This is a genomic window from Paenibacillus sp. FSL W7-1088 (assembly GCF_037969855.1).
In the GTDB taxonomy this organism is placed as follows: domain Bacteria; phylum Bacillota; class Bacilli; order Paenibacillales; family Paenibacillaceae; genus Paenibacillus.
Window position 1 is genome coordinate 2,602,398 of record NZ_CP150216.1, and the last position, 22,336, is coordinate 2,624,733.

Genomic DNA, 22,336 nt, shown 5'->3' on the forward strand with positions numbered 1-22,336 from the left:
TGCAGAAAATACACAAAAAGCTCTGTCTTTCAGAAAAGATAGGGCTTTTTTCTTATTGTAATATATCCCAATCTCGAAGAAACTTATGTTATACGACAACATCAGAGTTAATTCTACTTAAGTCCTAGAAAACCGTGTAAAAGCGAATGTTTTTTGTCGAAAAAACATAAGCATCCTGACGGAAAAAGATTGAATCTATTTCCATAATTTCTAAAGAGAGGAGGGCGATTATGAATCTTTTGAATGATATTAGTTTTCAAAGGCTACAAGGTGCACTCGATGCCTCCAACATTAGACAACGAACGATTGCTGACAACATTGCGAATGCGGACACCCCATATTTTAAGCGTTCGGACGTTGCTTTTGAAGAAATGCTACAGGAAAAAATGAATGGAGATATGCCTGTTCTTAAAGGAAAAGTAACGGATTCAAGGCATTTTGTCATAGGTCCTTCCTCTTCCATACCTACACCTGTAGTTAATATGGACCAGTCAACCTCCATGAATAACAACCAGAACAACGTCGATGTAGACAAAGAGATGAGTCTTCTGGCGGAGAACCAGCTGCGTTACAACGCTTATATTCAGCAAGTGAATGAACAGATTAAAATGATGCGTGTTGGAGTCGAAGGGAGATAACTTAGGTGAATATCAGTAACAGTTTCAGTATCAGTGCATCGGCTCTAACAGCTCAGCGTTTGCGGATGGACGTTATATCTTCCAACATTGCCAACGCAGAGACGACGCGCGCGAGTGTAACCAACGGCGAGGCGGTTCCTTACAAGCGCAAGATGGTTGTACTTGAGCCCAACAAGACTTCCTTCAACAGTTTGCTTCAAAATCAGATGAAAAGCAGTGGGTCTGGAGAGGGAGTTCGAGTATCAGAGATTCGTGAAGATCAGTCGCCACTGAAACCGGTCTATGATCCTTCACATCCGGATGCCAACGCTGAAGGGTACGTGTACATGCCTAACGTCGATATCGCGAAAGAAATGGTGGATATGATCTCAGCTTCACGATCATATGAAGCAAACGTCACAGCTTTGAACTCAACCAAAGCGATGATATCCAAGGCATTGGAAATTGGAAGAGCCTAGTTAACGGCTAAAGGTGGAAATGTTCATAAAATCAAAGAACACAGATGAAAGGGAGGGACATTAATGATTCAGAACAACATGTTTAGCACACAGGGGATTCAACCGCTTCAGATGCAAAGTACGGCACAAAGTAAACCATCTACACCAGCCGAAACCATTGAGAGCTTCGGTACATACCTACAGAATGCGCTAGGGTCTGTAGCTGCACAGGAGACCCAAGCACATGAAATGTCAAACCAATTCCTGGTTGGAAAAGCGAACGTTGATCAGGTGATGATCGCTTCTGAACAGGCTCTGCTGAGTCTTCAACTTACGACTCAAGTCCGAAACAAAGTAGTCGAAGCATATCAGGAGATTATGCGTACGCAATTATAAAATGGCTTACATGCGCTTCGACAACAGCGCTGATTACTACAACAAGCAGCTGCAATGCTGCTCCTGACCGTTAAACTTTAGAACCTATAGAGATTGCGGAAGGACAGACCAAGCAAAGTTTCGGATGGGGTGACAGAGTGAATGAGAGAATTGCCCAGTACAGGGATAAGGCATCCCAGTATTGGAATAGTTTCAGCAAAAAGCAAAAAGTATTATTTATTTCCACCTTCCTGTTTTTAATTTTGGCTGCAGTTGTACTAACCATGCAATTGTCAAAGACGGAATATGAAGTTGCTTTCACGGATTTGAATGCAAGTGACTCCGCAGGCGTCATTAGTTATCTTGATTCATCCAGTATTCCATACAAATTAAGTGCAGACGGCAAGACTATATCTGTACCGAGCACGGATGTTGCTATTGCAAAAGTAAATATCGGATCACAAGGAATTATTCAGAACGGTTCATTAGGATATAAGTCATTCGAGGAGTCATCATCTCCAATCGGGATGACGGATAAAGAGTTCGATGTGAAGTATAACAACGCATTGAACGGAGAAGTGGAGCAGCTGCTTCAACGGATGCAAGGCATACAGGATGCTAAAGTACTGGTCAATATGCCAAAAGATAATATCTTTGCTGGCCTGGAAGAACAGGATAAAGCATCAGCATCAGTGGCCTTGCAGTTTAAACCGGGTTATCACCCCAATCAGGCTGCGGTAGATGGATATTTTAATTTGGTCAAGACAGCCATTCCGAATCTACCTATTGAAAACATAACAATAACGAACACGGATGAAGCGGAACTGATTCCGACGGCCCGAGGTGGTAGCGGGGGATTGTCTTCTGAAGTCCAAGAGAACATGGCGTTACAGAAGAAATTCGAAAATGATGTTCGCAATAATGTGAAACAATTTCTTTCCCAGATTGTGGGTGACGAGAATGTTAATGTTCTGGTTGCTTCCAAGCTTAATTTTGACAAGGAAACACGGAAAGAAAACCTGGTTACACCGGTCGATGTAGATAATATGAAAGGCATCGAGATCAGTGTGCAAGAGATTCAAAAAAGCTACACTGGGGCAAGCAACCCGACAGGTGGTGTTGCTGGCACAGGCCAAGAGGAAGTTCCGGGTTATCCGTCATCGGATGCATCTGGAAATTCAACCTCTGAAGAAACATCTAGCACTAAAAACTACGATGTCAACCGAATTGTTAAAGATATCATTTCCAGTCCATATACTGTAAAAGATTTAACCATTAACGTCGCGGTTGAACCACCGGCAGGACAAACAGAAATACAAGCACCGGTTCACGATGCAATTGAAAATATTTTGGTTAACATTGTTCGTGCATCATTGGCGGACTCAGGCACTGTAATAAGTGACGCAGATTTGGCCAAAAAAGTTTCGGTAATGTCTCAAGGTTTCCAGACTGCTGCGGCAACCAATACAGGCTTCCAGCTTTCCACCGGAATGATGTGGGGCATAGGAGCACTGGTGGCAGCATTGATTGCAACGGTTGTTATTTTGTTAGTGCGCCGTCGTCGCAAACAGAACGAAATAGAAGAAGAGGACATTCCTCTTCCGGTAGCAACAGAGTTTCCGTCCATTACGTTGGACAGTGTAACGAACGAAAGTCAAGTGCGCAAACAATTGGAGAGTTTGGCCAAGAAAAAGCCAGACGAATTCGTCAATCTGCTGCGTACGTGGCTGGCTGACGAATAGAGGTGAACGCATTGGCGAAGGCAAGCAGTCAAGGTCTGACTGGAAGACAAAAAGCAGCAATTTTGTTGATTACATTAGGTCCGGAAGTATCCGCGCAAATCTTCAAACATTTGCGGGATGAGGAGATCGAACAACTGACGTTGGAAATTGCCAACGTTCGCAAAGTAGATGCTTCCGAAAAAGATATGATTATGTCTGAGTTTCACCAGATCTGTCTCGCACAGGAATACATTTCTCAAGGTGGTATTACGTACGCGAGAGAAATTCTCGAGAAAGCACTCGGGTCGCAAAAAGCACTCGAAGTTATTAACCGTTTGACGGCTACGCTGCAAGTTAGACCATTTGACTTTGCGCGTAAGGCCGATCCGAATCAAATCTTGAACTTTATTCAGAACGAAAGTCCGCAAACGATTGCTCTGGTATTATCGTATTTGCAATTTGAGCAGGCAGCAGCGATCTTGTCTTCGTTACCACAAGAGAAACAAGCCGATGTAGCACGTAGGGTTGCTGTTATGGACAGTACTTCTCCAGAAGTCATTTCTCAAGTGGAGCGGGTGCTCGAACAGAAACTATCTTCTACTGTTACGCAAGATTATACAAATGCGGGTGGTATCGAATCCATCGTTCAGATCTTGAACGGCGTCGACCGTGGTACGGAACGTACTATTCTCGACTCGCTAGAAATCCAAGATCCAGAACTCGCAGAAGAAATCAAAAAACGGATGTTTGTATTCGAAGATATCGTCAATGTGGACGATCGTTCGATCCAGCGTATTATCCGGGATATCGACAACGCCGATTTGCAGTTGGCACTCAAAGTGGCAAGCGAAGAAGTACGGGATGCTGTATTCCGGAATATGTCGAAACGGATGTCCGAGACGTTCAAGGAAGAAATGGAATTCATGGGACCCGTTCGGTTGCGTGATGTTGAGGAAGCTCAGACCCGTATCGTAGGAACGATCCGTAGATTGGAAGAAGCTGGTGAGATCATTATCGCTCGTGGTGGAGGAGATGATATCATTGTCTAATTTGATTAAATCTTTCCAGTATGTGCCGGTTGATGACCGCAAACGACTCGAAAATCATCATCATTATGGTGGACAGGAGTCTGATGCGGAGTTAGATGGTGAACGTGCTGAAGGTTCCGAAGCTGAGATGCTGCAGGCACGCGTGGACGAAGAAACACAACGTCTTACTGCGGAAATGCTGGAGGATGCCAAGGAGTTTGCAGAAAAGCAGGTACGTGAAGCTTCGGAGGAAGCGGAGCGATTGCTTCAAGAAGCCCGTGAACAGATTGATAGCTGGTGGCAGGAGCAGCGTCAGCAGGATGAACATCTGACTGAAGCGCTTCGTTCACAAGGTTTTCAGCAGGGTTTTGAAGAAGGCAAAGTACAGGCCGAACTGGATCTCCAGGTGAAGATCGAAGAGATGATGAAGGAAGCCCGTGGAGTGCTTGAAGAAGCTTACGTTGCCAAAGACCTGATTATTCAGGAAGCAGAGCCCTTCCTTGTGGATCTCGCCTGTGGTATCGCTGAGAAGGTGATTGACAAACAACTCTCCGTTGAACCGGAACACACGCTTGAACTGATTCGTCAAAGTTTGTCCCGCAAACGTGAACAGGGGATGATCACCTTATGTGTGGCACCTGAGCAATTTTCTTTTGTGCAGGCTGCACGTGAAGAGTTGGCTATGGCAATTGACTCTCAGGCAGAGTTACAGATTTTGCCTGACGCTACGGTAAAAGACAAGGGGTGTGTTATACGGTCGTCGTTTGGAAGTGTAGATGCCAGAATTGATACCCAGCTCGCTGAAATTAAAAAAGAACTGATCCGCATAGCACTTGAGGATGAGGGGCGAAAAAATCAACATGAAGATTCTTAGCTCACAGCGATACATGGAACATCTTAAACAATTTGATCCCGTTCGCATTAACGGTAAGGTCACTCAGGTCATTGGTCTTATGGTTGAGTCTGAAGGTCCGGATGCTAGCATTGGTGATGTATGTTACATCTACCCCGGAAAATCTGCCAAGCCTCTTCAGGCAGAGGTTGTCGGGTTTCGGGATAACAAAGTATTGCTCATGCCGCTCGGTGAACTTCAGTCCATTGGTCCTGGATGTGATGTGGTCGGAACGGGTAAACCACTTGGGGTTCAGGTTGGATCTGAATTGCTCGGCAAGGTATTAGATGGCTTGGGACAACCTTTGGATGGTTCCTTGTTGCCCTCCAGAATGCCAATGTACTCCACATCCAACACGCCTGTGAATCCGATGGACCGTCCACGGGTACTCGAAACGATGAGTGTAGGTGTGAGAGCCATTGACGGTCTGTTGACGGTTGGCAAAGGACAGAGGGTCGGCATTTTTGCCGGATCGGGTGTTGGTAAAAGTACGTTGATGGGTATGATCGCCCGCAATACAGCGGCAGATGTCAATGTCATTGCTTTGGTGGGGGAGAGGGGCCGTGAGGTTCGTGACTTTATTGAACGGGATCTGGGTCCGGAAGGACTGGAACGATCCGTCGTTATTGTGGCTACCTCTGATCAACCTGCTCTGATTCGAATCAAAGGTGCGGTCATCGCAACTACGATTGCGGAGTATTTCAGAGATAGAGGCATGAATGTCATGTTGATGATGGACTCCGTTACACGGTATGCCATGGCACAGAGGGAAGTGGGACTTGCTGTGGGGGAACCTCCTGCAATGAGAGGATATACTCCTTCTGTTTTTGCGAGTTTGCCCAAGCTGCTTGAGCGAGCAGGGACTGGACCCACAGGTTCGATTACTGCTTTTTACACCGTCCTTGTCGACGGGGATGATATGAACGAACCGATCGCAGATGCGGTGAGAGGTATATTGGATGGTCATATTGTACTGAATCGGTCCATCGCGAACAAAGGTCATTTCCCTGCCATTGATGTGCTTGCAAGCATTAGCCGGGTTATGAAGGATATTGCTCCTGAAGAGCAGCTGGAAGCCGTTAATAATATGAAGAGACTGATGGCTGTGTACAAGGAATCTGAGGATTTAATCAACATTGGGGCTTATCAAAGAGGTTCAAATGCTGCCATTGATGAATCCATAGACCAGATTGATAGCATCTGGAATTTTACAAGGCAGAAAGTTGATGAAAAAGTAACGCTGAGTGAAGTGCAGGAACGTTTGATTCTTGAATTTGCAAGGAGATGAATGGGTAAACGATGAAATTTCGATATCATTTCCAGAAGGTTGTTGACCTGAAAAGCAATGAAAAAACGCAAGCGGAATGGATGTTATCCACAGCCATCGGGAAACTTCAGACGGAGGAAGAGCATCTTTTACAACTATTAAATGATAAAAAAGAACTGATTGATGTCATTCAATCCGCTACGGAAAGTTCAGCTTCCGTATCCAGCTTGCAGGAGATGCAACGGTATGTCCATCACCTTGACGAGTGCATCTCACGCAAAAGCAGTGATGTCAGACATGCTGAGGTCAATGTGCAACGGAATCAGACGTTTCTGAACGGCAAAATGATGGACGAAAAAGTATGGCTTGGGGCGAGAGACAAGGCCAAAATCAAATTTCAGCAGGAGATGCTCCTCCGGGAACAGAACGATCTGGACGAGATGGCTACTGTACGCTTCGCTGCCAAAGCCGGACGCGCGAATTGATGTGGCCGGACGCGAAGTTGTCTCGTGAAGGAGGAAAATGAACAATGGCTGTTAAAGACACAGATATGGAAAAAGAGTCGAGCGGCGGTTGGGAAAAGTTCTTGATGATTTCAATCCCAATTGTGTTCACTGTGGTTTTGTTGGGTGTTTTGCTCACGCTATTTAATGTAGATATTCGCAACAACCTGCTTGAAGTAGCTAACAAAATTCCTGTCGTGAAGGACTGGGTACCTGATCCTGTGCTAGATCCGGAGAAAAAGAAACTGGAGAAGAGCGAGCAGCAGGTCGAGAGTGCAGAAGCGACAATTGATAAGCTGAAGGCACAAGTAAGCGAGAAAGAAACAGAGCTCAAAGCAGCAAAGGATGCCACAACCACAGAGGCGAAGAAAGCAAGCGATTTGCAAAAGAAATTGGATGATGCGGAAAAAGCTGCTGAAACCGCTGCGCAGAATCCAGAGACCGAGTCTGATTATCAGAAACAAATTAAAGATTTGGCGAAGATGTATGCAGAGATGAGTCCTAGTAAAGCCGCGCCGATTTTGCAAAATATGACGAATGAAGAGATGGTACTGCTTCTGAGTGCGATGCAATCGGCTGCACGGACCAAGGTGCTGGAAAAGATGGACCCAAAAACAGCGGCTGATGTCACGATGATGATGAAGGATGCGAAACCATCCGGTGATCTGGCTCTGGATGCACTGCAATCTCGATTAAAGAAAGAGACTGCAACGACATCAACGGCGTCTACAACCAATTCCAAAAACTTGGATAAAAATCAGCTTAGTCAAACGTTTGCTTCCATGTCAGCTTCTAGTGGAGCCAAGCTGTTGCTCGAAACATACAAGCTGAGTCCGGACAAAACCTTGACCATTTTGAATTCTGTCGACGATGCTACACGATCTCAATTGCTGGAAAATATGTCGACTGAAAATTCGGTTGAGACTGCAAAAATATTAAATAAATTAATGGGTAACAAGTAAGAGTAGTAACTTCTGTTTACTACGGAGAGGAGGTGAAAATAAATGTCGATTGTATATCAAATGGCATCCACATCATCTGCCAAGACAACAGGAGCAGCACAGACAGCTGGAACTGGATCCAAAGGTGCAACTGCTGGAGCTGGTGATTTTTTGCAAACTCTTGCCCAATCATTGAGTGGTGATGCAACGGCTGAGAACAGTTCGGCTGCAGCAGCGAGCTTAACAGCGAATCCGCTGATGTTTACCTTTGCAGCTAGTGAAGACGGGGAACAAACATCGATCACTGATATCTTGAGTTCGTTATTCGCAGATTTGGATTCACTAGATGAAGCTTTGGAAAATGATCCGTCACTACTAGGGGATTTACAAAGTCTGATTCAGCAGATGTACGCTCAATTAGATAATAATGCTGGTATTCAAGCTGATGGTTCTAATGAGCCTACAAGTGAAGCGGGAAATGCAGCATCAGCAATTGATCTGGCGGAACATCCAGCAGCAGTGCGCTTTGTATTGCAGGATGTGCTCACACAGTTAATTGCGGGTATGAATGAGCCGGATAGTACAGTTGTCAAGAATGCTCCAGAATTCAAGCATCTGCTTCAATCTCTTCAAAGTCAGCTGCAGGATGCTGGCGTTGACACCAGTCTTAACAAAGGGTGGACTGAACTTAAATCCATTCTGGATACATTAGCGGTGGCTAAGGATCAGGCTGTGCAAGTGGCTCCAACAAATCAAACGTCCAAGCAAGACTCAGTGGCATCACAAGTTCTTGTTGCGGCCGCTTCAAATACTGGAATTAAAGTTACAGCGGAAACGGACTCAACACCTATTGCAAATGAAGCTCTAGAAGTGGACCATTCAAGTATCATTACGGCAGGAGAGTTGTCCTTACGTTCATCCGGGACATCAGCAGGTAAACCAGCCGAACCTGTCATGCAAGCATCTCAGTTTGCAAAAGAGATGACACAGTTTGTGGTGAACAAGCTGGATATCGTGCAGCAAAAGGGATTTTCGGAGGCAACTATCTCACTACGTCCGGAGCATCTGGGTAAGCTGGATGTGCAAATTACTTTGCAAAACGGGCAATTGGTTGCACGGTTTATGACTGAGCATACGATGGCGAAAGACATGCTGGAACAGCAAATGATGCAACTGCGTAGCTCGCTTCAAGCTCAAGGCATTCAAGTGGAACGACTTGAGGTTACTCAGAACAGTTCTCTGGGGTCACAAATGTACCAGGATGGTGGACGCCAGCCAGGGAGCAATTCTCAGCAACAACGTCGCTCACGTGAACGTGAAGAACAATCGGATGATGCTGTAACTACAGCAACAATCCAGGAAGAATTACGCAACTGGCGCAGTGAGCATGAGGAAGGAAACGACCTGCAAAGAGACACGTTTACAGCAGAGGCTTAAACAGAAATGAGGTGAAAAGATGGCTAATGAAGCGATTTCTACCAATAATACATGGCCTAACTATTCGGCAGCGAATAAAGCTACAACAAGCGCTGCAACAAAAGAGTTAGGCAAGGATCAGTTTCTTAAAATATTGATCACTCAGCTACAAAATCAGGATCCGATGCAGCCAATGGAAGATAAGGAATTTATCGCTCAGATGGCTCAGTTCAGTTCGGTAGAACAACTGGTGAATATCTCATCTCAGCTCAAGACTTTGAATCAGTCCCTTGGGACAGTATCGGGTATGATTGGCCGCGAGATCAGTTGGCTTTCTTCTAATAAAGAGGATAACGGAACCCTCCGTCAGGGGATTGTGGATTCCATTATCGTACGAGATGGTGTTCAATACGCCAAAGTGGGCAATGACGAAATCAAGCTAGATGAAATTATTCAGGTAACTAATCCAACACAGGCTGAGGAAAATGAAACTCCAGTTCAGGACGCTGCAGATTCAACTGTAACGAACGAAACCAAGGAACCAGAACCATCAGCACAGCCTGAAGACAATGGAAACATGTTATGAGTGACCGCATAACCGTAGGCCAACTGTACTCAGGTCCAATTACACCCAATTTGCTTAACCGCTCCAAAGCGGGAGAAGCATCCAATGTACCTGAACGCCCTTTTGCACAGGTATTGGAAGACAACCTCCTTAAATTGAGTAATCATGCTGCCAAAAGGCTAGAACAGCGCGGTATTGAACTTAAGACTGAGCAGATGCAGCAGATTGGAACTGCACTGGATAAGGCTGCTGCCAAAGGAGCCAAGGAATCCTTGATTTTGATGAAAGATATGGCTTTTATCGTTAATGTCAAAAATCGTACTGTTGTTACAGCCATGGATAGTGAAAGCATGAAGGATAATGTATTCACCCAGATTGATAGTGCTGTAATCATTTCTTGACCGGCTGGCCCTTCTCGGGAGCCGGAATGCCGCTGACCGACTGACGCGGTAACCAAATTAAGGCTGGGAGGATTTTTAAAAAATGTTGAAATCAATGTACTCAGGCGTTTCCGGGATGCGGGGTTTTCAAACGAAACTTGATGTTATCGGTAATAATATTGCGAACGTGAATACGGTTGGTTTTAAAGGTAGCCGTGTCATGTTCAAAGATATTATGAGCCAGACCACTGCAGGGGTGACTGCACCAACGGATACTCCAACAGGTGGTGTGAATGCGAAGCAAATCGGTTTGGGTGTATCTGTAGGATCAATTGACACATTGCATCTTGCAGGAAGTCCTATGACAACAAACAATCCAACAGATTTACGTATTAATGGAGATGGTTTCTTTCTGGTTGCGATGTCGGAGGATCAGGAAGTTCCATTCCTAACTCGTGCTGGGGATTTTCACGTAGATGCGGACCGTAATCTGGTTACATCTGACGGCCTCTTCGTACTAGACAGTGGAGGTGGACCAATCACAATTGCTGATGATGTCGTTTCCTTTACAATCGGCCAAAACGGTATGATTAACCAAACAATGGCTGACGGAACAATCGAAAGTGAAACTCAACTGGGTATTGGGAAAGTTGTCAACCCTGAAGGTCTAGAAAAAATAGGGGGTAATCTTTACCGAATGACAGCCAATGCCAATCCTGATGGCACACTTGATCCTTTAACAGCAAATGATGCCGAGAATGGTACGGGTTCTATTATTGCAGGACAACTTGAAATGTCCAACGTGGATCTAACAGGTGAATTCACAGAGATGATCGTTGCTCAGCGTGGATTCCAGGCGAACTCACGGATTATTACAACGTCCGATGAAGTGCTTCAGGAAGTTGTTAACCTGAAACGTTAATAGCTGATTAGCAATTTTTAATGCGTGGAGGAGCTTGCTCCTCCACTCTGATCAAGGGGGCTTAGCATGATTTCGGTTACGCGGTTAAATGGTTCTCCCATGTGGTTAAATGCGCTGATGGTTGAAATTGTGGAAGAGACACCAGACACGTATATTACTCTGGTAACCGGAAAGAGACTTATTGTGCTTGAGAAAGCCGATGAGGTTATTTCCAAAATTAAAGATTACAACCGTGAAATCGGGGTTCAGGCAGCCACTATTAAAGTGCAGCAAACGGAGGAGTCCTGATGAAAAAGATGTTGCCTTGGCTTGCAACAAGCTTGCTAGCTATAACACTCATTGTGGTGGTTGTGTTTGTATTTATGCAAGGACAGAACGGGAATAAGATTGATACACATACGGCAGCCGCGGCAGAGAAGAAGATGACTGCGGATGAGATTGTTGCAGTTTCCTCAGAGCTTGGAGAAATTAAAACCAATTTGGCTGATATAGACCATGTTGTAGTTGTAAGTTTTTCTTTCAAATTATCCGACAAAAAGGCTAAAGAAGATTTTGAGAAAATTAAGGAAATCACGGTGAAGCCTATTATCATCCAGACTTTTGCGGATACCAAGTCTGATGAGCTGGCTACAGCGAAAGGTCGCATTCAATTTAATAAAAAATTGACCGAGCTTATTAATGAAGCTTTACCAGAAGGTAAACTTGCCAGCACTAGTTTTTCTGCTTTTGTGATGGCGCCAATGTAATGAACAGGACACGCTGTAAATCTGTAAGGGGGTGAGAACATGGTGGATGTATTATCACAAAATGAGATTGACGCCCTATTAGCTGCCCTTTCCTCTGGTGAGATGGATGCGGAGGAATTGAAAAAGGAAGAAACTCAAAAGAAAATTAGATCCTACGATTTTAAGCGGGCGGTTCGTTTTTCCAAAGATCATATTCGAAGCTTGACCCGTATTCACGAAAACTTTGCACGCTTTCTCACCACTTATTTTTCAGCCCAACTGCGGACGTTCGTTCAGATCAATGTCGTTCAGGTTGAACAGCTGCCTTATGACGAGTTTATCCGTTCTATTCCAAAGATGACGATATTGAACATATTTGAGGCGGAGCCATTACAGGGACGGATGGTGATGGAGGTTCATCCCAACGTGGGTTATGCAATGCTGGATCGTCTGCTTGGCGGAACAGGAAATGCACCGACCAAGATCGCATCGATGACGGAAATTGAGACGACGATTATGGAGCGAATATTCAGCCGTGCGTTTGAGAGTTTGCAGGAAGCATGGAAGACGGTGTTGGATATTTCTCCAAGGATGGAAGCACTGGAGACCAATCCGCAATTTATGCAGATTGTATCCCCCAATGAGACCATTGCTTTGATCTCACTGAGCACCAAAATCGGTGACACCACAGGCATGATCAATTTGTGTATCCCGCATGTCGTTCTTGAGCCTATTATGTCCCGGTTGTCGACTCATCAGTGGTTTGTTTCGGAGAAAAAGACGAGAGCGCCGGAAGAATATGATGCTCTCAGAGAGCGTGTGAACAAAGCTAAACTGCCCGTCGTTGCGGAGTTGGGAGAATCCAGGATTTCGATTGCTGAATTTTTGGGTTTGTCGGTTGGCGATGTCATTACGTTGAACAAACCCGTTGATGAGGGACTGTCCATTAAAGTTGGAGACAGACTGAAGTATATGGGGAGCCCGGGAACGATCAAGGATCGTGTGGCTGTGCAAATAGACAAGATTGTCACCGAAGGAGTTGAAGAATTTGACGAGTAAGGATTATTTATCCCAAGAAGAAATCGATGCTTTGCTCAGACAATCGGAATCGATGAACAGTTCGGAACCGGCTGAGAAAACAGTTGATGATTTTTTGACCGAGCTGGAACAGGATGCCTTGGGGGAGATTGGTAACATTACATTTGGTAGTGCGGCGACAGCTTTGTCCACGCTATTAGGCCTAAAAGTAGATATTACAACACCTAAGGTGTCCATCATCAGTCGGACACAGTTTGATGAAGCCTTTCCTAAGCCTCACGTTGCAGTCCATGTGAATTATGTAGATGGATTTGAAGGAATCAACTCATTAGTCATCAAAAAACGGGATGCTCAAGTCATAGCCGATCTGATGCTTGGCGGTGAAGGGAATCCGGTTGATGAAGAATTGAATGAAATCCATATCAGTGCAGTACAGGAAGCTATGAATCAGATGATGGGTTCGTCTGCTACATCCATGTCCACAATCTTTAACCGTTTCGTGAATATTTCTCCTCCGGGAATTGATATTCTCAATATGGAAAGTGGTGAGGGAGTCAGCAATCTTCCAGAAGATGAGACTCTGATCCAAGTATCATTCCGGCTGTTGATTGGCGATCTGATTGATTCCAATCTCATGCAGCTGCTTCCCGTGCATTTTGCAAAAGAAATGGTAGAGATGTTGATTGGCGGAGCCCAAGAGTCTACTGCTAGCGCACCAGTTGCGTCTACACCTGAGCCAGCACCGGCAGCAGTACCGGCTGCCCCTGAGCAACCTCCGGTTCAGCAACAGATACCGCCACAGGCGCAGCAGCCGCCTGTTCAAGATTATAATGGCTATGGACAGGCTCCAATGGGGATGCCTCAAGGAATGCCGCCACAGCAGCCTTATGGCATGCCTCCGCAGCAACCTTATGGTGTACCGCAGCATTACGGCGGTGTGCCGAATAGGAATGTAAACGTACAACCGGTTCAATTCGCCAATTTGCAAAATGGGGCGTTCGGCCAGGTAGACGAAAACAATTTGAATTTATTGATGGACATTCCCCTTAAAGTCACCGTAGAATTAGGAAGGACCCAGAAGCAAATTAAAGATATTTTAGAACTGTCACAAGGTTCAATTGTCGAGCTGGACAAACTGGCCGGTGAACCTGTCGATATTTTGGTGAATAACAAGTTGATTGCCAAAGGTGAGGTTGTCGTAATCGACGAAAACTTTGGTGTTCGTGTTATAGATATCGTAAGCCAATGGGACCGAATTCAGAAATTACAATAAGCACAATTTAGGGAGGACTTGAATCAAGATGGCAAACCGAATTTTAGTCGTGGACGACGCTGCATTTATGAGAATGATGATCCGGGACATTTTGTCCAAAAACGGATACGAGGTCGTTGGCGAAGCACAGGATGGATCACAAGCAATTGAGAAGTTTAAGGAGCTTCGTCCTGATCTGATCACAATGGATATTACCATGCCTGAGATGGATGGTATTGCAGCTTTGAAAGAAATCAAAAAAATTGATGCCAACGCAAAAGTAATTATGTGCTCTGCGATGGGTCAACAAGCGATGGTTATTGATGCAATCCAGGCCGGAGCTAAAGATTTCATCGTGAAGCCGTTCCAATCTGACCGGGTTATCGAAGCAATCAGCAAAACGCTGGGCGTTTAAGAGACATGATGATGGCTCAGGATAAGATTCCAGATGATGTGGGCACGGGAGTCAATTATTATTTTCAGCTTGTATGGGTGATTGTTGTCCTGGCCGTCATTCTGGTTCTTATAGTCTATCTGATTCGTTTTCTAAACAAACGGAATCAGCGATGGTTCCGGAACGGCACAATTCGTATTTTGGGTGGGGTCGGACTGGGACCAAACAAGTCGCTGCAAATTATAGAAATTGGCGGTAGCGTTTACCTACTCGGTGTGGGTGATGACATACAGCTGGTGGATAAGGTTTCGGATCTTGAAGAGGCTCAGCGAATCATTGATTCATTTGAACGGGATGCTTCAGCACAACAGGGAAGCCTTTCGCCTCTTATTGCAAAGCTGGCTGCCCGCTTGCGCAAAGATGAACCGCCGCGAGAAATGGAACTCGAGGATACAACCTCTTTTCACGAACTGTTTGAATCTAAACTTCGGCAGATGCCTAACCGTAAAGAGAAGATGGAGAAGGTCCTGGAAGAAGACAATACTACAGATCGGTCGAGGGATTCATGAAGAAAAAGATTTGGTTAGCGTGTTTTTTCATAGGACTCATCAGTCTGGCTTCCGTCACTGCTGCCTTTGCCGAACCGATTCCGAATATTGATATTCAAATTGGGAACGGGGATGGGAGCACACCAAGCACGAGTTCACTATCCATTATCCTGTTGATCACGGTACTTAGTATCGCACCAGCCTTGCTGGTACTGATGACCAGTTTTACACGGATTGTTATCGTTCTCGGTTTTGTGCGGACATCCTTGGGTACGCAGCAAATGCCACCCAATCAGGTGCTGGTCGGTTTAGCACTTTTTCTGACACTTTTCATCATGTCACCGACGTTGTCATCCATTAATCAGGTAGCGCTTCAGCCCTATCTTAAGGGAGACATCACACAAACCGAAGCGTTGGAAAAAGCTGCGGATCCCATGAAGAAGTTTATGTTCTCCCACACTAGGGAGAAAGACCTATTGCTGTTTATGAAGTACAATCAAACCGAAAAGCCCAGCACATACCAGGATATTCCGATTACTGTGATGGTACCGGCATATGCAATCAGTGAGTTGAAGACAGCATTCCAGATGGGATTCATGATCTTTATTCCCTTCTTGGTTATAGACATTGTAGTTGCGAGTACACTCATGGCTATGGGTATGATGATGCTTCCACCTGTAATGATCTCATTACCTTTTAAAATACTGTTATTTGTACTTGTCGATGGCTGGTATCTGGTCGTGAAGTCACTGTTGCTGAGTTTTAACACTTGAGCCGGCATATTAAAGGAGGACGGTCATGACTTCGGAGTTTATTATCGGTCTGGCCGGGAAAGCAGTTTATACTTCACTGCTGGCCAGCGCACCTATGCTTATTCTAGCTCTGGTTGTAGGACTCATTATCAGTGTGTTTCAGGCAACCACTCAAATTCAGGAGCAAACCCTGGCCTTTGTGCCTAAAATCATTGCTGTACTTCTGGCAGTACTTTTGTTTGGTCCTTGGATATTGAATATACTGGTCGATTTCACGTATAACATTCTCGATAATTTATACAGATACATAGGGTAGGCTGTTGCAGATGGAGACATTGTTGCAAAGTTTTCCTGTCGCTCTGCTTATGTTTTGTCGAATAGCATCATTTTTTGTAACTGCGCCAGTCTTCTCGGCTCGGAATGTGCCGAATTCTCTTAAAATTGGTTTATCGGCATTTGTAACCTTTACTGTGTATATGGTATACGGCATAGATCAGGTTGTCCCTACAGATCTGAGTTATATCCTGCTGGTTATCCGAGAGATATTGATTGGTTTGCTCCTAGGCTTTGTTGCATATCTGTTAATGACGGCTGTACAGACAGCAGGAACCTTTATCGATCTTCAGATCGGTTTTGGTATGGCCAACGTATATGATCCAATGACAGGTGCATCTGCTCCGCTTACAGGTAACTTCAAATATGCTTTTGCGGTATTGCTCTTTCTGACAATGAACGGACATCATTATCTGCTCGATGCCATTGTTTACAGTTATCGCTGGATTCCGTTGTCGAATGTATTCTTTCTACGATTGGCAGATGGAAGTATTGCTGAATTTTTGGTGAGTACATTAGGCCAATCATTTATGCTGGCTTTTCAGATGTCTGCGCCAATTGTAGTAGCTCTGTTTTTGACAGATGTAGGGCTGGGATTCTTGGCCAAGACGGCTCCACAATTTAATGTATTTGCTGTCGGAATGCCGCTTAAGGTACTCGTTGGACTTGCTATTTTGCTTTTGCTGGTTCCCAGTTTTGGCTTTGTGTTTAGTCAATTGTTCGAAGTAATGTTCACAGCCATGGAAAACTTGCTTGGGACTATTGGACAAAGGCCAGGCTGAGTGAAACGGAGGACAAGATTCGAATGAAATATCAACTCGACCTCCAGATGTTCGCAGGGGAAAAAACAGAGAAGGCTACCCCGAAAAAGAGGCAGGATACGCGAAAAAAAGGACAGGTTGTCAAAAGTATGGAGCTGTCCGGCGCATCCATTCTCCTATTCACCTTTTTGATCATGATGATGTTCAGTAACTTTTACAAAGAACGTATAGTTCGATTGTTTACAGACATCTTCATTAATCGGATGAGTATGGAAATTACCGGGGAGAATGTCGTAGCCTTAATGATGCGTTATGGCATCGAGGTGATGCTATTGCTTGCTCCTGTTTTGCTCGGTGCGGTACTCGTTGCGTTAATTGTCAATTACATGCAGGTAGGTTTCCTGCTTGTAGGAGAGGGTTTAAAGCCGAAACTGGAAAAGTTGGATCCGATTAAAGGGTTCAAGAACATTTTTTCTCTTCGTTCTTTGGTGGAGTTTGCTAAATCCATTATGAAAATGTCGATTATCGGCTTTCTGGTTTACAGTACAATCACAGGTTATCAGTCAGATATTGCTTCATTGTCTCACTTTTCATTGGATGCGATTCTGCATTTTGCTGCTTCAATCACCTTAAGCTTGGGAATCAAGATTGCAGTAGCCCTGTTAGTACTTGCTGTACTCGATTATATGTACCAGAAGTATGATTACGAAAAGAACATTCGGATGTCCAAGCAAGACATCAAGGACGAATACAAAAAAATGGAAGGTGACCCACTGATCAAGGGTAAAATCAGGGAGCGTCAGCGTCGTATGGCTGTTCAGCGCATGATGCAGGAAGTTCCCAAAGCGGACGTGATTATCACCAACCCAACTCACTTTGCCGTTGCGCTTAAGTATGAGGGCTCGGAGATGGAAGCGCCCCAGATTATAGCCAAAGGTCAGGATTACGTCGCCTTACGTATTAAGGAAATTGCCAAAGAGCACGGTGTCATTACCATGGAAAACAAGCCGCTGGCACGGGCATTGTTCCAGAGAGCCGAGATTGGTGACGCCATACCGGCTGATTTGTTTCAAGCGGTAGCCGAAGTGCTGGCTTATGTATATAAATTAAAGGGCAGAACGAAATAACAGGGGATCGGAGGCCGTACATCCATTGAAAATAAAAGATATAGCTGTCCTTGCGGGTATCATCGGCATCGTGTTGATGATGATTCTCCCGATCCCAACCTGGTTGTTGGACATGTTGCTTGTCATCAATATCTCACTTGCACTGATGATACTGCTTGTTGCAATGAACAGCAAAGAAGCACTGCAATTTTCCATCTTTCCTGCATTGCTGCTGATTACGACGTTGTTTCGATTAGCACTCAACATATCAACAACAAAACTGATTTTGGGTCAAGGAAACGCAGGATCGGTAGTCGCTACCTTTGGTAGCTGGATCGCTGGCGGACAGATAGCCATCGGATTTATCGTGTTTCTGATTCTCGTCGTTGTTCAGTTTATCGTTATTACGAAGGGATCGGAGCGTGTAGCTGAAGTTGCAGCACGATTCACCCTTGATGCGATGCCTGGTAAACAGATGAGTATCGACGCAGATTTGAATGCAGGCCTGATCAACGAGCAGCAAGCACGTGAACGCCGTTCCAAAATTGAACGCGAAGCTGATTTTTACGGAGCCATGGATGGAGCCAGTAAATTTGTAAAAGGGGACGCTATTGCAAGTATCATTATTCTCCTGATCAATCTTATTGGTGGTTTTATCATCGGGATGACGGTACATGGTCTCGCTTTTGCCGATGCGCTATCCACCTATTCCGTATTGACGATCGGGGATGGGCTGGTTAGCCAGATTCCTGCACTCCTGATATCTACAGCAGCAGGTCTTATTGTAACAAGAGCATCATCGGAAGGGAATTTGGCCGATGACATTACGGGGCAATTGTTTACATACCCGATGCTCCTTTATATTGTATCTTTTGTAATAGCTATGCTCGGCTTTTTCACGCCGATCCACATTATTACAACGTTGCCGCTTGCAGGGTTGCTGGCTTTTGCCGGATGGAGGATGCAGAACAATCTGAATCAGAAGCAAGAGGCAGAGGAGCAAATGGAAGAGGAGCAGCAGATCGAAGAAGTTAGAAGTCCGGAGAGTGTAATCAACCTTCTTCAGGTGGACCCTATCGAGTTTGAATTTGGTTACGGTTTGATTCCTCTGGCTGACAATCAACAGGGTGGGGACTTATTGGATCGGATCATTATGATTCGTAGGCAGTGTGCTCTTGAACTGGGGTTAGTCGTTCCCGTTATCCGTATTCGGGATAATATCCAATTAAGACCGAATGAATATGTCATCAAAATCAAGGGTAATGTTGTTGGCGGCGGAGAACTGTTGTTGAATCATTATCTGGCTATGAGTCCGGGGTATGAAGAGGAATCGGTTACAGGAATCGAAACGACAGAGCCGGCCTTTGGTCTTCCAGCGTTATGGATAGATGAAGTAACCAAAGACAGAGCTGAACTTGCAGGATATACAGTGGTAGATCCTCCCTCAGTTGTAGCCACACATCTGACTGAATTGATTAAGAAGCATGCGCATGAGTTACTTGGCAGACAAGAAACCAAAGCACTTGTGGATAATCTCAGAGAGAATTATGCTGCGCTGGTGGATGAGCTCATCCCATCCGTCCTGTCTATCGGAGATGTACAGAAAGTGCTCGCCAAGTTGTTGCGTGAGAAAGTCTCCATTCGTGATATGGTTACAATCTTTGAGACACTCGCGGACTACGGAACGTATACCAAAGACCCGGATGTACTGACGGAATACGTGAGACAATCGCTCTCTCGTCAGATTACCCAGCAATTCTCTCAAAAAGGTGAAACGCTTAGAGTAATCACTGTTGGACCTGGTCTGGAGAAGAAAATTGCAGAGAGTGTGCAGCAATCCGATCAAGGCAGTTACCTTGCATTGGATCCGGCTTCAACACAAAGTGTATATCAAAAGTTGACTGAACAAGTTAATCGATTGATCCAGTCGGGCCAGCAGCCAGTTGTATTAACTTCTCCAACCATTCGTATGTATCTTCGTCAGGTGATTGAGCGCACCATGCAGGACATACCAGTGCTTTCCTATAGTGAGTTGGAACCGAATGTTGAAATCCAAAGTGTCGGGGTGGTGAACTTATGAGAGTAAAACAATACGTCGTTGAAACCATGCCCGAAGCTATGCTTCAAATTCGTAAAGACCTGGGAAGTGATGCCGTCATTCTGTCCACCAAGGAAATCAAGGTGGGCGGTGTGCTGGGAATGTTCCGAAAGAAAAGGATCGAAGTTGTAGCAGCTGTAGATAAGGAAGAAAAAAAACAGGCTACAAATCAATTACAAAACCAATTTTCACCCGTACCTCGCGCATTTGTACCTGAAGCATATCGGCAAACGGCTCGTTCGTTTGTCGTTGCTTCTGAAGAATCGGCTGCAAGTATCGCTGAAAAAAATGTGCAAGAGAAAGCGACGGATGCCACAGCTGTGTCTGAATCGAGTAAACTCGGTTCAGACATGGGCAACGGCAGAGCTTCTTTGAGTATCGAGCATAAACCGCGACCGCAAGGGGCGGATTTTTCGGGTTTAACATCTGCGAGTGGGCAGCAGGAGAAGGCGATCGATCCACAGCAGGACCAACTGATGTCTGAATTGCAGGAGCTCAAACTGATGATGACCAAGTTGTCTAAACAAGGAGCTTCGGCAGACCTTCTACCAGAGGAGCTTCATGCTCTTCGAGAAAGGTTGATGGAGCAAGACATTTGGCCAGAAGTATGGGAATCTTGGTTTGAGCTTGTTCAGACGAAGCTCTCTGAAAAAGGATTAAATGAAGTAGAAGCTGTTCAAGCAGTTCAATTGGAAATATCGCATTTTTTGGAGAAACGTATCGACGTGGGTATTTTGCCAACCACACGCATTGTGTATGTAGCTGGGCCAACGGGTGTTGGTAAAACAACGACCATTGCCAAGCTGGCGGCTGAACAGATGTTCAACAAACAGCGAAAGGTAGGGTTCATTACATCGGATACCTATCGGATCTCAGCAGTAGAACAACTTAGAACATACGCATCCATCTTAAATGTTCCGCTAGAGGTCGTACAATCCCCGGGTGATACACAACGTGCGATCTCCCGTCTTGAGGAATGTGATCTGATCTTCATGGATACAGCCGGAAGAAACTACAGAAATGAGTTGCTTGTTTCAGAACTGCAAAGTTTACTCGCGCCTTTGGAAAATAGTGAAACCTTTTTGGTTTTGAGCATGACTTCCAAAAGTGCTGATATGGTTCAAATTACGGAGCATTTCAGCAAATATGGGCTGGATAAGGTTATTTTTACCAAGATGGATGAGACCGGAAGCTGCGGTCCAATGTTTAACCTGCTTCACCGTTTTCCGCTCAAACTTGCTTATGTGGCTAACGGACAAAATGTGCCGGATGACCTGCTCAAGCCTGATGCGGATTCTCTGACCAAACAATTGTTAGGAGAGCTTGTACAATGAAGGACCAGGCAGCCTCACTCAGAAGTATGGTCGCCATGCCTAACGGAGAGGAGGGGAGGGGACGTGATTCACGCTCCTCCAAAATCATAACCGTTGCCAGTGGAAAGGGAGGGGTTGGTAAATCCAACTTTACACTTAACTTTGCATTGAGCTTACAGGCGATGGGGCAAAAGGTATTGGTGTTTGATGCAGATATAGGGATGGCTAATATTGATGTCCTGATGGGAACCTCTTCTCCTTATAATCTGTACCATCTGTTATACCGACAGAAATCCATACAGGAAATCATACAGCTAGGTGCAAGCGGGTTGCCTTATATCGCCGGAGGTTCGGGGATGAAAGAATTGTTCTCATTGTCAGATCGAGATCTGGAGTTTTTTGCTGGACAAGTTGAAGAGATTGCACAGGAAATGGATTATGTCATTTTTGATACAGGGGCAGGACTTTCCAGAGAAAATATGAAATTTATCGGTGCAGCTGATGAATGTCTGATCATCACCACACCTGAACCGACTTCAATAACCGATGCTTATGCTTTAGTTAAAGTTATGCATGGCCAGGAAAATGCCACACCCTTTCGGATGATCGTTAACCGGGTTGAAGACCAGCAAGAGGCGGAACGGGTGGCGGATAAAATAGCTGGAGTGGCAAAAAGATTTTTACAGATCGATATCCCGCTACTTGGATATATTTCCGAAGATGCCCAAGTTGTAAAGGCAGTTAAAAGGCAAGTGCCATACAGTCTGGCATATCCAAATGCAAAAGCTTCCAGGGATATATTGAAACTCGCACATTACTATCTGGCTGCACCTGCTGCTCCGGGATCCGAAACCTTGACAGGAATCAGAGGATTTATGAAAAAGTGGCTAAAGCGGACAACATGATTTCTGAATAAAGGAAATAGGGGTGG

At 45.1% G+C, this 22,336-nt stretch carries 26 protein-coding genes; all 26 read left to right on the forward strand.

The annotated features are described in order from the left end of the window. Positions 1-230 precede the first annotated feature (230 nt). The 26 genes from flgB (at position 231) to MKY42_RS12075 (ending at position 22,310) form a co-directional block, all read left to right on the forward strand. Positions 231-638, forward strand: a complete 408-nt coding sequence (gene flgB / locus MKY42_RS11950) for a flagellar basal body rod protein FlgB (RefSeq protein WP_090895949.1) — start codon at positions 231-233, stop codon at positions 636-638. Positions 639-643: 5 nt separating this feature from the next. Continuing rightward, the gene (gene flgC / locus MKY42_RS11955; RefSeq protein ID WP_090895951.1) at positions 644-1,096 is read left to right on the forward strand and encodes a flagellar basal body rod protein FlgC; all 453 of its coding nucleotides are present in this window, start codon (positions 644-646) and stop codon (positions 1,094-1,096) included. Between the two features lie 63 nt (positions 1,097-1,159). Further along, positions 1,160-1,471: a flagellar hook-basal body complex protein FliE gene (fliE, locus tag MKY42_RS11960; RefSeq protein WP_090895954.1), complete on the forward strand. Its 312-nt coding sequence runs from the start codon at positions 1,160-1,162 to the stop codon at positions 1,469-1,471. 137 nt (positions 1,472-1,608) lie between these two features. Further along, complete coding sequence (gene fliF, locus MKY42_RS11965) at positions 1,609-3,192, forward strand: flagellar basal-body MS-ring/collar protein FliF (protein ID WP_090895957.1); 1,584 nt, start codon at positions 1,609-1,611, stop codon at positions 3,190-3,192. A gap of 11 nt (positions 3,193-3,203) precedes the next feature. Then, positions 3,204-4,220: a flagellar motor switch protein FliG gene (gene fliG, locus MKY42_RS11970; protein ID WP_053783792.1), complete on the forward strand. Its 1,017-nt coding sequence runs from the start codon at positions 3,204-3,206 to the stop codon at positions 4,218-4,220. Then, complete coding sequence (locus MKY42_RS11975) at positions 4,213-5,073, forward strand: FliH/SctL family protein (RefSeq protein WP_090895959.1); 861 nt, start codon at positions 4,213-4,215, stop codon at positions 5,071-5,073. Before fliG ends, MKY42_RS11975 begins: the two co-directional genes overlap by 8 nt. Continuing rightward, on the forward strand, positions 5,060-6,379 hold the full coding sequence (fliI, locus tag MKY42_RS11980; protein WP_053783794.1) for a flagellar protein export ATPase FliI: 1,320 nt from the start codon (positions 5,060-5,062) through the stop codon (positions 6,377-6,379). The genes MKY42_RS11975 and fliI overlap by 14 nt, the downstream gene beginning before the upstream one ends. An 11-nt stretch (positions 6,380-6,390) precedes the next feature. Continuing rightward, complete coding sequence (gene fliJ, locus MKY42_RS11985) at positions 6,391-6,843, forward strand: flagellar export protein FliJ (RefSeq protein ID WP_090895964.1); 453 nt, start codon at positions 6,391-6,393, stop codon at positions 6,841-6,843. 44 nt (positions 6,844-6,887) lie between these two features. Next, the gene (locus MKY42_RS11990) at positions 6,888-7,823 is read left to right on the forward strand and encodes a kinesin (RefSeq protein WP_090895967.1); all 936 of its coding nucleotides are present in this window, start codon (positions 6,888-6,890) and stop codon (positions 7,821-7,823) included. 42 nt (positions 7,824-7,865) lie between these two features. Then, on the forward strand, positions 7,866-9,239 hold the full coding sequence (locus tag MKY42_RS11995; RefSeq protein ID WP_090895969.1) for a flagellar hook-length control protein FliK: 1,374 nt from the start codon (positions 7,866-7,868) through the stop codon (positions 9,237-9,239). Positions 9,240-9,258: 19 nt separating this feature from the next. Next, positions 9,259-9,804, forward strand: coding sequence for a flagellar hook capping FlgD N-terminal domain-containing protein (locus MKY42_RS12000; protein ID WP_090895972.1), 546 nt, complete (start codon positions 9,259-9,261; stop codon positions 9,802-9,804). Beyond that, positions 9,801-10,184 carry a TIGR02530 family flagellar biosynthesis protein gene (locus tag MKY42_RS12005; protein WP_090895975.1) on the forward strand — a complete coding sequence of 128 codons (384 nt, stop codon included), beginning with the start codon at positions 9,801-9,803 and terminating at the stop codon, positions 10,182-10,184. Before MKY42_RS12000 ends, MKY42_RS12005 begins: the two co-directional genes overlap by 4 nt. Before the next feature lie 82 nt (positions 10,185-10,266). Continuing rightward, positions 10,267-11,085, forward strand: coding sequence for a flagellar basal body rod protein FlgG (gene flgG / locus MKY42_RS12010; RefSeq protein WP_090895977.1), 819 nt, complete (start codon positions 10,267-10,269; stop codon positions 11,083-11,085). 66 nt (positions 11,086-11,151) lie between these two features. Beyond that, complete coding sequence (locus tag MKY42_RS12015) at positions 11,152-11,373, forward strand: flagellar FlbD family protein (RefSeq protein ID WP_024630220.1); 222 nt, start codon at positions 11,152-11,154, stop codon at positions 11,371-11,373. Further along, positions 11,373-11,831, forward strand: a complete 459-nt coding sequence (locus MKY42_RS12020; RefSeq protein WP_090895979.1) for a flagellar basal body-associated FliL family protein — start codon at positions 11,373-11,375, stop codon at positions 11,829-11,831. The genes MKY42_RS12015 and MKY42_RS12020 overlap by 1 nt, the downstream gene beginning before the upstream one ends. Before the next feature lie 39 nt (positions 11,832-11,870). Then, a complete protein-coding gene (gene fliM, locus MKY42_RS12025) occupies positions 11,871-12,869 on the forward strand; it encodes a flagellar motor switch protein FliM (RefSeq protein WP_090895983.1) in 999 nt (332 codons plus the stop codon). Continuing rightward, positions 12,859-14,121: a flagellar motor switch phosphatase FliY gene (gene fliY, locus MKY42_RS12030; RefSeq protein WP_109999834.1), complete on the forward strand. Its 1,263-nt coding sequence runs from the start codon at positions 12,859-12,861 to the stop codon at positions 14,119-14,121. Before fliM ends, fliY begins: the two co-directional genes overlap by 11 nt. Before the next feature lie 28 nt (positions 14,122-14,149). Beyond that, positions 14,150-14,515 carry a response regulator gene (locus tag MKY42_RS12035; RefSeq protein WP_017689175.1) on the forward strand — a complete coding sequence of 122 codons (366 nt, stop codon included), beginning with the start codon at positions 14,150-14,152 and terminating at the stop codon, positions 14,513-14,515. A gap of 11 nt (positions 14,516-14,526) precedes the next feature. Further along, complete coding sequence (locus tag MKY42_RS12040) at positions 14,527-15,063, forward strand: flagellar biosynthetic protein FliO (RefSeq protein WP_063566401.1); 537 nt, start codon at positions 14,527-14,529, stop codon at positions 15,061-15,063. After that, a complete protein-coding gene (gene fliP / locus MKY42_RS12045) occupies positions 15,060-15,815 on the forward strand; it encodes a flagellar type III secretion system pore protein FliP (protein ID WP_079694684.1) in 756 nt (251 codons plus the stop codon). Before MKY42_RS12040 ends, fliP begins: the two co-directional genes overlap by 4 nt. Before the next feature lie 25 nt (positions 15,816-15,840). After that, complete coding sequence (fliQ, locus tag MKY42_RS12050) at positions 15,841-16,110, forward strand: flagellar biosynthesis protein FliQ (protein ID WP_024630226.1); 270 nt, start codon at positions 15,841-15,843, stop codon at positions 16,108-16,110. A 10-nt stretch (positions 16,111-16,120) separates the two neighbouring features. Beyond that, a complete protein-coding gene (fliR, locus tag MKY42_RS12055) occupies positions 16,121-16,909 on the forward strand; it encodes a flagellar biosynthetic protein FliR (protein WP_090895987.1) in 789 nt (262 codons plus the stop codon). A 23-nt stretch (positions 16,910-16,932) separates the two neighbouring features. Beyond that, positions 16,933-18,015, forward strand: coding sequence for a flagellar biosynthesis protein FlhB (gene flhB, locus MKY42_RS12060; protein ID WP_177185672.1), 1,083 nt, complete (start codon positions 16,933-16,935; stop codon positions 18,013-18,015). Positions 18,016-18,040: 25 nt separating this feature from the next. Further along, positions 18,041-20,074, forward strand: a complete 2,034-nt coding sequence (gene flhA / locus MKY42_RS12065; RefSeq protein WP_179265163.1) for a flagellar biosynthesis protein FlhA — start codon at positions 18,041-18,043, stop codon at positions 20,072-20,074. Continuing rightward, entirely contained in the window at positions 20,071-21,426 is a 1,356-nt protein-coding gene (gene flhF, locus MKY42_RS12070; protein WP_179265162.1) for a flagellar biosynthesis protein FlhF, read from the forward strand. The genes flhA and flhF overlap by 4 nt, the downstream gene beginning before the upstream one ends. After that, the gene (locus MKY42_RS12075) at positions 21,423-22,310 is read left to right on the forward strand and encodes a MinD/ParA family protein (RefSeq protein WP_090895995.1); all 888 of its coding nucleotides are present in this window, start codon (positions 21,423-21,425) and stop codon (positions 22,308-22,310) included. Before flhF ends, MKY42_RS12075 begins: the two co-directional genes overlap by 4 nt. The last annotated feature ends 26 nt before the right edge of the window (positions 22,311-22,336 follow it).

What these genes read in the sequence shown, in the direction of transcription:
- flgB (WP_090895949.1), top strand. Translation starts at nt 231, where the DNA reads ATGAATCTTTTGAATGATATTAGTTTTCAAAGGCTACAAGGTGCACTC.
- fliE (WP_090895954.1), top strand. Translation starts at nt 1,160, where the DNA reads ATGATTCAGAACAACATGTTTAGCACACAGGGGATTCAACCGCTTCAG.
- fliI (WP_053783794.1), top strand. Translation starts at nt 5,060, where the DNA reads ATGAAGATTCTTAGCTCACAGCGATACATGGAACATCTTAAACAATTT.
- fliJ (WP_090895964.1), top strand. Translation starts at nt 6,391, where the DNA reads ATGAAATTTCGATATCATTTCCAGAAGGTTGTTGACCTGAAAAGCAAT.
- MKY42_RS11990 (WP_090895967.1), top strand. Translation starts at nt 6,888, where the DNA reads ATGGCTGTTAAAGACACAGATATGGAAAAAGAGTCGAGCGGCGGTTGG.
- MKY42_RS11995 (WP_090895969.1), top strand. Translation starts at nt 7,866, where the DNA reads ATGTCGATTGTATATCAAATGGCATCCACATCATCTGCCAAGACAACA.
- MKY42_RS12000 (WP_090895972.1), top strand. Translation starts at nt 9,259, where the DNA reads ATGGCTAATGAAGCGATTTCTACCAATAATACATGGCCTAACTATTCG.
- MKY42_RS12005 (WP_090895975.1), top strand. Translation starts at nt 9,801, where the DNA reads ATGAGTGACCGCATAACCGTAGGCCAACTGTACTCAGGTCCAATTACA.
- flgG (WP_090895977.1), top strand. Translation starts at nt 10,267, where the DNA reads ATGTTGAAATCAATGTACTCAGGCGTTTCCGGGATGCGGGGTTTTCAA.
- MKY42_RS12015 (WP_024630220.1), top strand. Translation starts at nt 11,152, where the DNA reads ATGATTTCGGTTACGCGGTTAAATGGTTCTCCCATGTGGTTAAATGCG.
- MKY42_RS12020 (WP_090895979.1), top strand. Translation starts at nt 11,373, where the DNA reads ATGAAAAAGATGTTGCCTTGGCTTGCAACAAGCTTGCTAGCTATAACA.
- fliM (WP_090895983.1), top strand. Translation starts at nt 11,871, where the DNA reads ATGGTGGATGTATTATCACAAAATGAGATTGACGCCCTATTAGCTGCC.
- MKY42_RS12035 (WP_017689175.1), top strand. Translation starts at nt 14,150, where the DNA reads ATGGCAAACCGAATTTTAGTCGTGGACGACGCTGCATTTATGAGAATG.
- MKY42_RS12040 (WP_063566401.1), top strand. Translation starts at nt 14,527, where the DNA reads ATGGCTCAGGATAAGATTCCAGATGATGTGGGCACGGGAGTCAATTAT.
- fliP (WP_079694684.1), top strand. Translation starts at nt 15,060, where the DNA reads ATGAAGAAAAAGATTTGGTTAGCGTGTTTTTTCATAGGACTCATCAGT.
- fliQ (WP_024630226.1), top strand. Translation starts at nt 15,841, where the DNA reads ATGACTTCGGAGTTTATTATCGGTCTGGCCGGGAAAGCAGTTTATACT.
- fliR (WP_090895987.1), top strand. Translation starts at nt 16,121, where the DNA reads ATGGAGACATTGTTGCAAAGTTTTCCTGTCGCTCTGCTTATGTTTTGT.
- flhB (WP_177185672.1), top strand. Translation starts at nt 16,933, where the DNA reads ATGAAATATCAACTCGACCTCCAGATGTTCGCAGGGGAAAAAACAGAG.
- flhF (WP_179265162.1), top strand. Translation starts at nt 20,071, where the DNA reads ATGAGAGTAAAACAATACGTCGTTGAAACCATGCCCGAAGCTATGCTT.
- MKY42_RS12075 (WP_090895995.1), top strand. Translation starts at nt 21,423, where the DNA reads ATGAAGGACCAGGCAGCCTCACTCAGAAGTATGGTCGCCATGCCTAAC.